10 protein-coding genes are annotated in these 12,774 nt (G+C 40.3%); 4 read left to right on the top strand and 6 right to left on the bottom strand.

The annotated features are described in order from the left end of the window. Genes gyrB through dnaA form a run of 4 tightly spaced genes read right to left on the bottom strand, consistent with a single transcriptional unit; the run spans position 1 to position 6,055 of the window. A complete protein-coding gene (gene gyrB, locus JIG37_RS11295; RefSeq protein ID WP_054554790.1) occupies positions 1-2,427 on the bottom strand; it encodes a DNA topoisomerase (ATP-hydrolyzing) subunit B in 2,427 nt (808 codons plus the stop codon). 12 nt (positions 2,428-2,439) lie between these two features. After that, positions 2,440-3,534: a DNA replication/repair protein RecF gene (gene recF, locus JIG37_RS11290; RefSeq protein WP_138602147.1), complete on the bottom strand. Its 1,095-nt coding sequence runs from the start codon at positions 3,532-3,534 to the stop codon at positions 2,440-2,442. Positions 3,535-3,540: 6 nt separating this feature from the next. Then, positions 3,541-4,644 (bottom strand): DNA polymerase III subunit beta, encoded by a 1,104-nt coding sequence (gene dnaN / locus JIG37_RS11285; RefSeq protein ID WP_166339770.1) that lies wholly within the window; start codon positions 4,642-4,644, stop codon positions 3,541-3,543. A gap of 13 nt (positions 4,645-4,657) precedes the next feature. Beyond that, positions 4,658-6,055, bottom strand: coding sequence for a chromosomal replication initiator protein DnaA (gene dnaA / locus JIG37_RS11280; RefSeq protein ID WP_138602144.1), 1,398 nt, complete (start codon positions 6,053-6,055; stop codon positions 4,658-4,660). A gap of 506 nt (positions 6,056-6,561) precedes the next feature. Here dnaA and rpmH point away from each other — a divergent pair. The 4 genes from rpmH to yidC all read left to right on the top strand — a co-directional run bounded on the left by rpmH (position 6,562) and on the right by yidC (position 9,167). After that, positions 6,562-6,696, top strand: coding sequence for a 50S ribosomal protein L34 (gene rpmH, locus JIG37_RS11275; protein WP_008488847.1), 135 nt, complete (start codon positions 6,562-6,564; stop codon positions 6,694-6,696). 7 nt (positions 6,697-6,703) lie between these two features. Beyond that, on the top strand, positions 6,704-7,126 hold the full coding sequence (rnpA, locus tag JIG37_RS11270; RefSeq protein WP_058583673.1) for a ribonuclease P protein component: 423 nt from the start codon (positions 6,704-6,706) through the stop codon (positions 7,124-7,126). Positions 7,127-7,254: 128 nt separating this feature from the next. After that, positions 7,255-7,527, top strand: a complete 273-nt coding sequence (gene yidD, locus JIG37_RS11265) for a membrane protein insertion efficiency factor YidD (protein ID WP_054554794.1) — start codon at positions 7,255-7,257, stop codon at positions 7,525-7,527. 8 nt (positions 7,528-7,535) lie between these two features. Then, positions 7,536-9,167 carry a membrane protein insertase YidC gene (yidC, locus tag JIG37_RS11260; protein WP_166339769.1) on the top strand — a complete coding sequence of 544 codons (1,632 nt, stop codon included), beginning with the start codon at positions 7,536-7,538 and terminating at the stop codon, positions 9,165-9,167. 56 nt (positions 9,168-9,223) lie between these two features. On the opposite strand, the gene JIG37_RS11255 is transcribed toward yidC, so the two are convergent. Both JIG37_RS11255 and JIG37_RS11250 read right to left on the bottom strand, forming a co-directional pair. Continuing rightward, positions 9,224-10,429 (bottom strand): PepSY-associated TM helix domain-containing protein, encoded by a 1,206-nt coding sequence (locus JIG37_RS11255; RefSeq protein WP_199529383.1) that lies wholly within the window; start codon positions 10,427-10,429, stop codon positions 9,224-9,226. A gap of 9 nt (positions 10,430-10,438) precedes the next feature. Beyond that, on the bottom strand, positions 10,439-12,586 hold the full coding sequence (locus JIG37_RS11250) for a TonB-dependent siderophore receptor (protein ID WP_199529382.1): 2,148 nt from the start codon (positions 12,584-12,586) through the stop codon (positions 10,439-10,441). Positions 12,587-12,774 lie beyond the last annotated feature (188 nt).

Here is a 12,774-nt window from a genome sequence, read left to right as displayed (position 1 = left end):
TTATACGTCTAAGTTAACTACGCGTAGTGCATTCGTTTCGATGAAGTCACGACGCGGCTCAACTTGGTCACCCATTAGAGTCGCAAACAATTGGTCTGCCGCTACTGCATCTTCAATTGTTACTTTCAACATACGACGAGCATCTGGGTCCATAGTGGTTTCCCAAAGCTGATCAGGGTTCATCTCACCGAGTCCTTTATAGCGTTGGATATAAAGGCCGCGTTTCGATTCATTGATTAACCACTCTAATGCATCCACAAAGTTATCAACAGCAAGAGTTTTCTCACCGCGTTGAACATATGCCCCTTCTTCAAGTAAGTTAGCAATGTTTACGCCTGTCGCTGCAATGCGTTTATAGTCACGCGATGTGATGAAGTCATGGTTTAGTACATGAGCTTTATCCACACCATGTTGACGAATATTCACAACAGGATAATACATGTTGCGCTCAGTATCGTGCTCAGTGCCCGCATGGAAGATAGTTGCATCTTCATCACGTGCAATTAAGTCGTCAACTAGCGTGTTAGTCCACTCTTTAACTTTTGCTTCATCTGCTAAATCAGCTTCGGTAATTTCGCTTTGATAGATTAAACGTTCCATAACCGAGTTTGGATATTTACGTTTTAAGCGTTCAATCACTTTAACTGTATTTTGATAGTCGTGAACGATTCTTTCTAGTTCTTCACCTTCAAGTGCAGATGCACCTTCGCTTGTATAAAGTGCAGCATTGTTTAATGCTAATGATGTTAAATAATCAACAAGCGCTGGGTCATCTTTAATGTAGCGTTCTTGCTTACCTTTTTTCACTTTATAAAGTGGTGGTTGCGCAATATAGATAAAGCCTTTTTCTACAATCTCTGGCATTTGACGGTAGAAGAAAGTCAGTAGTAAGGTACGAATGTGAGAACCATCCACGTCCGCATCGGTCATGATAATGATACGATGATAACGTAGCTTTTCTGGGTCATATTCATCACGACCAATACCACAGCCTAATGCAGTGATTAGAGTTGCTACTTCTTGAGAAGAAAGCATCTTATCAAAGCGCGCTTTTTCAACGTTAAGAATCTTACCTTTAAGTGGCAAAATTGCTTGGTTTTTACGGTTACGACCCTGCTTAGCTGAACCACCTGCAGAGTCACCCTCCACTATGTATAGTTCAGAAAGTGCTGGATCTTTTTCTTGGCAGTCTGCCAATTTACCTGGCAAACCAGCTAAATCCATTGCACCTTTACGGCGTGTCATTTCACGTGCTTTACGTGCTGCTTCACGAGCTCGTGCTGCATCAATAATTTTGCCAACAACTGTTTTAGCATCAACAGGGTTTTCTAATAAGAACTCTGTTAGTTTTTCTGCCATTGCTTGTTCTACAGCAGACTTAACTTCACTTGATACTAGTTTGTCTTTCGTTTGTGATGAGAACTTAGGATCAGGTACTTTAACACTTACAACCGCAGTTAAGCCTTCACGAGCATCATCACCCGTCGCATTGCTTGTTGTTTTCGCTTTTTTATTAAAGCCTTCTTTTTCCATGTAGTTATTTAGCGTACGTGTTAATGCAGCTCTAAAGCCAGCTAAGTGCGTACCACCATCACGTTGTGGAATGTTGTTTGTGAAACAGTAAATGCTTTCTTGGAAACCATCGTTCCACTGCATTGAAACTTCTACACTAATACCGTCTTCTTCACGCTCATGGGTAAAGTGGAAAACACTTTTATGTACAGGTGTTTTGTTACGGTTTAGATATTCTACGAATGCTTGGATACCACCGTCATATTTGAAGTGGTCATTTTTAGATTCTTCACGCTCATCAGTAAGAATGATACTTACACCAGAGTTTAAGAACGAAAGCTCACGCAAACGTTTTGCTAAGATATCGTAGTGGAAGTTAAGGTCACTGAATGTTTCACCACTTGGCCAGAAACGTAATTCAGTACCCGTGTCTGTTGCGTCACCAATTATAGCTAATGGCGCATCTGGTACACCCATAGTATATGTTTGTTGGTGAATTTTGCCTTCACGACGAATAGTCAGTTGTAGCTTTTCAGATAGTGCATTTACTACTGAAACACCTACACCGTGTAAGCCACCTGATACTTTATATGAGTTATCATCGAACTTACCACCAGCATGAAGTACCGTCATGATAACTTCAGCCGCAGAAACACCTTCTTCTTCGTGAATAGATGTAGGAATACCACGACCGTTATCTCTTACAGAGACTGAACCGTCTAAGTGAATCGTTACAAAAATATCATCACAATGACCAGCTAAGGCTTCATCGATAGAGTTATCAACAACCTCAAACACCATGTGGTGTAGGCCTGTACCGTCATCGGTGTCCCCTATATACATTCCTGGACGCTTTCTTACTGCGTCTAATCCTTTAAGTACTTTAATACTCGACGAATCGTAATTCTCAGACATGGTTAATCCCACTTATCTTGTTATTAGGTTGCCATGTTTCACGTGGAACATTTTTAGTTCTCGTTGCATGGGTTCCACCACAGCAGAAATACTTTCAGATAAAATTGATGAGATAAAAAGTTGCGAATCACAATGAGTCAAAAGTTGACCCACTTTTTCTTTTGTATCTTCACCCAGTTCTGAAGGTAAGTCATCTATTAGCAATATAGATTGCTTATCAGTTTCTGACTCAATTAAGCTATTTTGCGTTACTTTTAACGCATAAAGCAAGAGCTTCAATTGACCGCGAGAAAACGTATTTTCTACACTGTTACCAGAAACACTAAAACTAAAATCAGCTTTATGCGGACCTTTACTTGTGAAACCTTGTTTAGCATCACGTTCAAAGCTTTGCTCAAGCGCCTCTGAGAGCGTTTCACTCTCTTTCCAGCCCGCATGAAAGTTAATTTCTAAATCGCTTACAAGCGTTAATTCTGCACACATTTTATCAAAAAACTGCTGCTTAAACCTACTTATATACGCGATTCTTAGATTATTTATTTGTTCAGCTAGTCTAACAAATTCTTTATCCCAAAACTTGATCTGTTCGAAATAATCTCGAGGTTTACTTTTTAATAAAGCATTACGTTGCTTTAGTACTTTATTAAAAGATTGCCACAAGTAAAAAAAGTCATGTTCCACGTGGAACAATCCTAAATCGAGAAATTTTCTACGCTCTTTTGGGCCACCAAAAAACAACGAATAGCTTTCTGGAGTAATAACTTGCACCGGCACTAGTTGAGCTAATTCAGAGATTTTACGGCTCGTTTTTCCCTGAATCTTTAAAGACGTTTCACCCGCTTGGTTTTTGCTTATACCAATCGGAATAGACAAATCATGCAGCGCTTTGCGCCCATGAATCACAAATTTGTCTTGTTGATGCTGAATGATATTTTTATGTTTGGCGGTACGAAATGATTTACCGTGAGAAAGGAAATATATCGCCTCAAGGAGGCTGGTTTTTCCGCTGCCATTTTCGCCATAGATAATGTTTATGCCATTAACCGGCTCAATTGTCAGCGCCTCAATATTCCGAAAATTATTGAGGCTTAAATGACTTAAACTCATATAAGCTTATAGGCGCATCGGCATTACAACGTACATAGCTTCTTCGTCACCTGCACCTTCAATTAGCGCACTGCTATTAGAGTCTGCAAGCGTAAAGGTTACATCTTCTGTTTTTAATGTATTAAGTACATCAAGCACATAAGAAACGTTAAAGCCAATTTCAAGTTCGCCGCCCTGGTACATTACCTCAACAACCTCTTCAGCTTGTTCTTGCTCAGGGTTGTTAGCAGTAATTTTTAATAAACCTTCAGATAGGTTTAATCGTACACCACGGAATTTTTCATTCGATAAAATAGACACACGTTGGAAAGCACTACGAAGCCATTCACGGTTAGCAGTAATCACTTTATCACCACCACGTGGCAATACACGACGATAGTCAGGGAAACGACCATCCACCAGCTTGCTGGTAAACGTAAACTCAGTATCAATAATACGAATATGGTTAGCACCAAATTGAATGGTTACTAGCTCATCATCAGCCACCATTAGGCGCATAATTTCTTGTACACCTTTACGTGGAATAATTAACTGACGTTGTGTATTTAAAGACTGTGGTAATTGCTTTTGTGCAATCGCCAAACGGTGACCATCTGTAGCCACTGTTTTAATATCTGCGTTATCAACTTCAAATGACATACCGTTTAAGTAATAACGTACGTCTTGATTCGCCATAGAAAAGTGCGTGCTTTCTAAAAGTTTACGCAATTCTAAACGCGTTAGTTGAAATTCAACTTCACCATCCCATTGCTCAAGATTCGGAAAATCTTCAGCGGCCAGCGTAGTTAAAGAAAAACGGCTTTTACCACTTGTTAGTAGTAACTGATGATCTTGGCTACTTAACGTAAGGTCTGAGCCATCAGGTAAACTTTTACAAATATCGAGTAACTTTTTAGCTGGTAAAGTAAGTTGCGTATCTGTGGTATCTTCACCGACATACACACTCGCCACTAACTCAATTTCAAGATCAGTACCCGTCATCGAAAGTTGTCCGTTTTCAACAACTAACAGTACGTTCGATAAAATCGGTAAAGTATGCTTACGCTCAATCGCACCAGACACTTGAACTAAAGGTTTTAAAAATTGCTCTCTTGATATTGTTATTTGCATAATAAAGTCGGCCTTAAGATGACAAGGTTCTTATTAAGTTTTGATAATCTTCTTTCACTTCATGGCTTTCGTCACGGAGTGATTTAACTTTACGACAAGCGTGTAATACAGTTGTGTGATCACGGCCGCCAAAGGCGTCACCAATCTCAGGTAAACTGTGATTTGTAAGTTCTTTTGATAATGCCATGGCCACTTGACGTGGTCTTGCTACTGAACGGCTACGACGTTTAGAGAGTAAATCTGACACACGAATACGGTAATACTCAGCAACAGTGCGTTGAATATTATCTATCGTTACCAGTTTATCTTGCAGCGCAAGTAAGTCACGTAGCGCTTCTTTTACAAAGTCGATCGAAATAGGACGACCAGTAAAGTTTGCATTAGCAATAACGCGGTTTAACGCCCCTTCTAATTCACGCACATTTGAGCGTAATTTTTTCGCGATAAAAAAGGCAACTTCGTGAGGTAAATTAATTTTACTTTGCTGCGCTTTTTTCATCAAAATAGCAACGCGCGTTTCAAGCTCTGGCGGCTCAATAGCAATGGTTAAGCCCCAACCAAAACGTGATTTAAGGCGATCTTCAACCCCTTCTATCTCTTTTGGATAGCGGTCTGAAGTTAAGATAATCTGTTGATTTCCTTCAAGTAAAGCGTTGAAGGTATGAAAGAACTCTTCTTGTGAGCGTTCTTTATTAGCGAAAAATTGAATGTCATCGATCATCAATGCATCAACACTTCGATAATAACGTTTAAATTCTTCGATGGCATTATTTTGAAGCGCTTTAACCATGTCTTGCACAAATCGCTCTGAGTGCATATAAACAATTTTCGCGTCTGGCTTATTAGCCATAATACCGTTACCAACAGCGTGTAATAAGTGAGTTTTACCTAAGCCAGTACCACCATATATAAATACAGGGTTAAATGCTGAACCTGGGTTATCTGCAACTTGAGTCGCTGCAGCTTTTGCTAATTGGTTTGATTTACCTTCAACAAAGCTATCAAAGGTGTAATTTTCTTTAATGTTTGATTTATAGCCTGATTTTGGTGCAGGTTCGACCGCTGCTTTTTCAGGTTTTGGCTGTTGTTTTTCGGCAGTCTGTTGGGTAACAGGCGCGCTAGCTTCTGCTGCAGCCGGTGCTGATGCCACTTGGGCATTTAAAATAGGTTTACTACCAACATCAAAACGTAATTCAGGCGCTTCATCACCACAAATTTCAACGAGTAGTTCATTAATACGGTTTAAATACTTTTCTCTCACCCAATCCAAAACAAAACGGTTAGGTGCATATATAGTCAACGTATCTTCGGTACTTTCTGCTTGAAGTGGCCTTACCCACATACTGAATTGCTGTGAAGGCAATTCATCTTGCAATACATATAAACAACTTTGCCAAACCGACAGATACACAGTTAAACTCCCAGAGATTTAATTTTTATTCCCGTTCATCTTTAATGATGGAAAATCAAACATTTATTGCTAATCTTTAACCAACTTTCTTGGCCCAGACCGACTATTATGAAGGTACTTTATCCACAAGTACAAGATTGATTTTTATGAAAAATATGATCTCAGCAACATAAAAGAATAAAACACTGATTTTTAAGAAAATTATTTTTTAAGCTCGAACAGTGATCATAACAAATTTGCAGCCAGATCGCGATCAAATTCTACGATCGAATTGGCTTTTCCCAAGCTTTTATTCACTTTTTATACAGAGGCTGTGGAAAACTTCTTATTTATGATGATCCTATATGATCAGGTAAAAGGATCCTTTATAATTACGGCCTCTGCAGCGTTTTAATGATTGACTTTTGTTGTCTTCATCTATAATATCTCGCGCTCGCAATGGCACCTGTGCCAGGATCGCGACCTGCATAGGATGTTTTAACCTTAACCGATCGGATGGAATTGTTATGAAAAGAACTTTTCAACCTAGCGTTTTAAAACGCAAACGTACACACGGTTTCCGTGCTCGTATGGCAACAGCAAATGGCCGTAAAGTATTAGCTCGTCGTCGTGCTAAAGGCCGTAAAGTTCTTTCTGCTTAATATATAAGTGGAAGACTTTAGCTTCAGCAGGGAGTTACGTCTGTTAACTCCCTCGCATTACTCTCGAATCTTTAATGAACCAGCACGCGCTGCGACTCCTTTCTTTACCCTATTAGCTAAACGCAATGACCAAACTAATCCTCGATTAGGTCTTACGGTCGCAAAAAAACGCGTTAAAAAAGCCTGTCAACGTAATCGAATTAAACGACTTGCTCGCGAAAGTTTCCGTTTAAATCAACATAAACTCGATAACATTGATATTGTGCTTATGGTTAAAAGTGGTATTGATGAACAGTCAAACGAAGAGCTGACAAAGCAACTAAATAAATTGTGGCGAAAAATTAACGAACGCTGCAAGCCTGGTGCACCTAAACCACCACCATTTAAAAAACGCCCGAATAAATCAGCTAAATCTAATAAACAAGCCTGATAGCAATAGAATTACAGGCTTAATTAAGGTATCTTTAGCTCACCTTTTAATCATGCATTTAAAATTCTACGATGGGAATTTAAATTCATGGTATCCATTGACTAAATTAACGCAGGGGCAGACACATCATGAGGTTACTTAAACCACTTGTTGCTATTCCAAAGCGCTGTTTAGTCATGCTAATACGCGGCTATCAAAAATGGGTAAGCCCACTATTAGGCCCGCATTGTCGTTTTAATCCAACCTGCTCTAGTTACGCTATTCAAGCAATTAATTTGCATGGAAGTGTAAAAGGCAGTTGGTTAGCTGTTAAACGCATATTAAAATGCCACCCTTTACATGCTGGTGGGGATGATCCCGTACCGGCAAAAAATCATATTAACCACCAACACGAGAAATAAGAGCTGTTATGGAATCGCAACGCACGTTTTTATTAATCGGCTTGATGCTTGTGTCGTTTTTATTATTTCAAGAATGGAATAACGACTACAACGCACCAAAGGCTGATCCAAGTGCCACAACACAAACACTAGGCGCAACAACACCAGAATCTGATGACTTTATTCCTGCATCATCTGACGGTGAAGTTCCAGCTGTAACGACAGCAAAGCGCTCAGTTATCGATGTAACAACTGACGTATTCACTGTTAAAATTGACACCCAAGGTGGTGACATTATTGAAGCAGACCTACTTCAGTACGAAGAGGTAAAAGGCGGTGAAACACCTTTCATGCTACTTGGTGAGTTTGACGGTAACCAATACTTCTCGCAAAGTGGCTTAATTGGTTTAAATGGCCCAGAGACAACCCTGAAAGGCCGTCCTGTTTATAAAACCACACAAAAAGCATTCACTTTAACGGGTGATGAGCTACGTGTACCACTTGAGTTTACTGACAGTAAAGGTGTGACCTTTACTAAAACTTATATCTTCAAAAAAGGCGACTACGCTGTAGATTTAGAGTACACAGTAAACAACGTAACAGCTGATCCAATTCAAGTTCAGTTATACACGCAAGTAAAACGCACAGTACAAGAAAAAGGTAGCTTAGTAGATCAAAACTACTTAGGTGCAGCATTTGGTACTGAAGAAGAGCCATACGAAAAGTACAGCTTCTCAGACATGGCTGATAAAAACCTTAACATCACTACAGCTGGCGGCTACATTGCATTTATTCAACACTACTTTGTAAGTGCGTGGGTACCAAAGCAAGACCAACAAAATACCCTTTACAGCAAATTAGTTGCTGGTAATGCGGCAATTATTGGTACTAAAGGTGAAGCAGTTAACGTACAAGCTGGTACGCAAGCAACACTTAGCTCAACTTATTACATGGGCCCGAAAGAGTCTGACGTACTAGAAGCAATTCACCCAGACTTAGACCTAACTGTAGACTACGGTTGGTTATGGTTTATTTCACAACCATTATTCGTACTACTTAAGTGGTTACACAGCATCCTAGGTAACTGGGGTCTAGCTATCATTGCAATCACGGTTATCGTTAAAACGGCAATGTACCCGCTTACTAAAGCACAATACACGTCAATGGCGAAGATGCGTGCCTTACAACCTAAAATGGCTGCACTAAAAGAGAAGTATGGTGATGACCGTCAAAAATTCGGTCAAGCTATGATGGAAATGTACCGCAAAGAAAAAGTGAACCCTATGGGTGGCTGTTTCCCGCTGTTACTACAAATGCCAATCTTCTTAGCATTATTCTACGTATTCTTAGAATCAACTGAGCTACGTCATGCTGAATTCGTTTTATGGTTAAATGACTTATCAGCAATGGACCCATACTACGTATTACCGGTTTTATTTGGTTTAAGTATGTTCATCACTCAAAAGCTGCAACCTATGACGGTTACTGACCCTATGCAGCAAAAAATGATGACCTTTATGCCTGTAGTATTCTCTATTTTCTTCTTGTGGTTCCCATCTGGCCTAGTACTTTACTGGTTAGTATCGAACCTTATCTCAATCGCTCAGATGCTAATCATCTACCGCGGTATGGAGAAAAAAGGTATTAAGGTAAGAGGCTAAACTCTTAACCCAATAAAAAAGGCGCTAACTGCGCCTTTTTTAATGCCTGAAAATAGCTAACCGAGAATAGGAGAATAAACTTGATTGGGCACACTGCGTTCAGTAAAGCTCAAACTTGTTGTTAGTAACGAAGCAACCACCAAACCGATAGCAACCACCCCAGATAAACCAAGCCACTTTCCTGCCGTTGTTTTACGCTTAACCCTAAGCCAACTCATATAGATGCCAGCAGCGCTTACAAAGCTCATAAATGCACCAAATAACCCCCAAATAAGCTTGGTACCAATGCCTGCAAAGTTACCAAAGTGCAGAGGATCAGCGGTGTCTTTAATTCGTGGAAGCAGGTTTAGTTCTTCCCCTTTTTGTATGCCTAGAACTTCACCGGAACTTGGTTTTAAATAAACCCGGTTAGCACGCAGGCGCAATAAAATATCATCGTTATAACCACGCACTTCTATAGGCTGATCCGCTTTATTAGGATAACGAATATAGCGAATATCAAGGCTAGGAAACGCCTGTTGAGCGGCTGTATAAGCTGTAGCTAAACTAATTGGCGATAGACCTTTACGAGGGCTTTGTTTTTTAAACTCACTCACAGCTTGTGGACTAGAGACATAGTGAGGTACCTTCGCAGTTTGCAGCCCATGTTCTACCAGATACCAACCCCCTGTGATGGCCATCACAGCAATAAACCATAAACTCCAAAGCCCTAAAAGCTTATGCCAATCAGACCAACTACTACGTTTATCAAGACTAAGCGCAGCAGGCTTTTTCATAAAGCCTTGCCACCAGCGCCGATACACATAAAAACTCGAAACCAATAAAATAACGAGTAAAATACTCAAACTGGTGACGATTAATTTACCCGTCCAGCCCATCGATAAGTTCATATGCCAGTTACGTAAAAACCGCGATATCCGCGCCCACTCTCCTTCACCGAGTAAGCGACCCGTTGCAGCATCTAAATATACAAAGCGAAATGAATCACCGACTTTAAGAGCCGCTTCAGTGGCAAGGTAATCTTGCTTATGACGTTGGATAAAAAGTAACTGAGCTTGCGGATAATGCTTATTAAGGGTGTTTTCGATAGCTAGGTAGTTAGTAGAGGCAGAAGAAGTTAATGCACGGTACTTAGCGTCAGTTAAGTACTCGAGTTCATGACTTAACGTAGCGAGTGTTCCCGATACGCAGGTAACAAAAAGCAGGACTCCAACAAAGAGTCCTGCCCAAGAATGTAAGTTAAACCAACTTTTAGCGTTCACACGCCACCATTAAAAGCTGTATTTAGCACTTAAATAAACACGACGTGGTTCACCAGGAAAGTGCCCTGTTCGTTCGATAAAGCCACTGCTTGCGTATTCTTTATCAAATAGGTTCTTAACTGATAGCTGCCATTGCCAGTTATCAACGGTTGTTTGCCACGCCATGTTGTAAACAGTGTAAGGTTTAACACGTTGACCGCCTAAACTAAGCTGTTCATCAACATAATCTAAGCCAGCAGAAATAGATGACGATAAGCTAGGTAGTTCATAGCGTGTCCATATACCTAGAGTATTTTGCGGCGCGTTAGCAAATTTATCGCTATCAGGAATTTGATTGGTAATACTGTCGTTTGCTTCAGTAATACGGGTATCATTATAAGCGTAGCTTGCAGTCACTACCCAGCTATCAGTAATATCGCCAACCACCTCGAGTTCAAAACCTTTACTTTGTACTTCACCAACGGCAACTAAATCATCAACGCCGTCACCTGCAACATCACCTAATAAGCTAGGTTGTAGGATGTTTTCACGGACAATATCGTACACAGCCATATTAACAGCAAGTGTGTCTGCTAATAGCTTGGTTCTTAAACCTAACTCGTTAATACGGCTAGTCTCCGGCGAGAACGGACCGCCCTTTGCTGTTTCTTGATTACTCGCACTTTGCGGCACAAAGCCTGTGCCATGCAGCGCATAAGGGAAGAACATATCGTTAATGTTATAGCTGGTACCAATACGGTAGGTTAAGTCGCTATCAGAAAACTCGGTTTGATTTAACAGATCTTTGTCTTCAAAACGATCATACCTTAATCCAGCTGTCACACTCCAATTAGCGGTGATATCTAGTTGATCTTGCAAGTAGGCACCAAAGCGGGTGCTATTCGTTTTGCCAAGCCGTGGGGTAATACTATCAAGATCATAATCATCAGCAGAGGTTAAACCATACTCAGGGTTGTTAAGATCAAGTCCTGGTACTGGGCCACCTTTACTTTGTTGCGTAGCTGTACGGTAGACGCTTTCAAAATCATGTTCATACCAATCACTACCAAACAGCACTTGATGCTGCATATTAGCAAATGCAAACTCCGCAATCGCATTAGCTGTTAAGCTAAAGCCTTCGTTCTCACGTACTTGATCACGAAACTCACGATGGCTCCAATCAACAATACCGTCGTCATCTGTATCAACGAGGCCTCTTGGTTCATGGTAGTTTTGCACTTCTTTGTTATCAAAATAACGTGCTGTGACATCTGTGCGCCAAACATCATTAAACTCATGTTTTAAAGTTGCCTGATAGACATGGGCTTCAACATTTTGAAAGTCTGTCGCCTCGTTATGATTCCAGCTAATATCAGTTAAAAAATTGCCATTATCATCAGCAGGTACACCACGTAAACGTGCCCCACCCAACTCTTGCTCTATATAGGTATACTGAGTGGTTAATTCGGTTGCACTGTTGATAAGCCACGTATAACCAAGATCAACAATGGTATTATCGCTGCTAGTATTAGCACGGAATGGCTTTTCAGTATCACGGTAAAGACCAACACGGTAAGCATGATTATCAAGTGATTCACTCAAGGTTCCTGTGCTTTCTAATGCACCACTGAAGAAGTCATCATTACCTACTTCAACTTCAATACTGTGTTCACTGGTGAATTTAGGCTTCTTAGTTACATAGTTAATAATACCACCCGGATTACCGCTACCGTATATAGCGCCAGCAGGCCCTTTTAACACTGCAACTTGTTCAATATTAAATAATTGCGGCACAGCAAAGCCATTGAAAGGATCGCCCTTTACGCCATCATATAAAATCTCATCTTGGCGGAAACCACGGAATGTCACGCCTGAATAACTAAAGGCATTTACACCAGCTATATTGCTATAAAGGTCGGTAATTTGGCGAGCAGCCTGATCACTGATCAGCTCCTGCGGCAAAATTTGAATTGACTGAGGAATTTTCTCTAAAGGTGTATTGGTACGAGTAGCAAAGCTAGACTCGGTTGGGCGATATAAAGAGAACGCACGGCCAACAACTTCTATTTTTTCGAGTTCTTTAGAATCACTTTGATCCGGAGTAGTCACTTCAGTTTGAGCATGGGCAACGCCCGAAAAACCAGCAGCAAGTGCAATAAAAACAGCAGAAAGACGCATAATAAAAAACAATAAGATTTAGAATGCGCAACATGTTAATGAATATAATTATCATTTTCAATGAGTGTTTATTATTAATTAAAGCTAAATAAAGTATTACTTACATCAGACTTTTGCTACTTCATTACTCAAACAGCTATTCGCATGAAATTAAGCCATAGGTTACAATAGAGCCAGCATTCATTCTT

It is taken from the genome of Pseudoalteromonas sp. bablab_jr010 (assembly GCF_016464105.1).
GTDB classification, from domain to species: Bacteria; Pseudomonadota; Gammaproteobacteria; order Enterobacterales; family Alteromonadaceae; genus Pseudoalteromonas; species Pseudoalteromonas simplex.
This window is presented reverse-complemented; position numbering and strand designations above follow the sequence as displayed.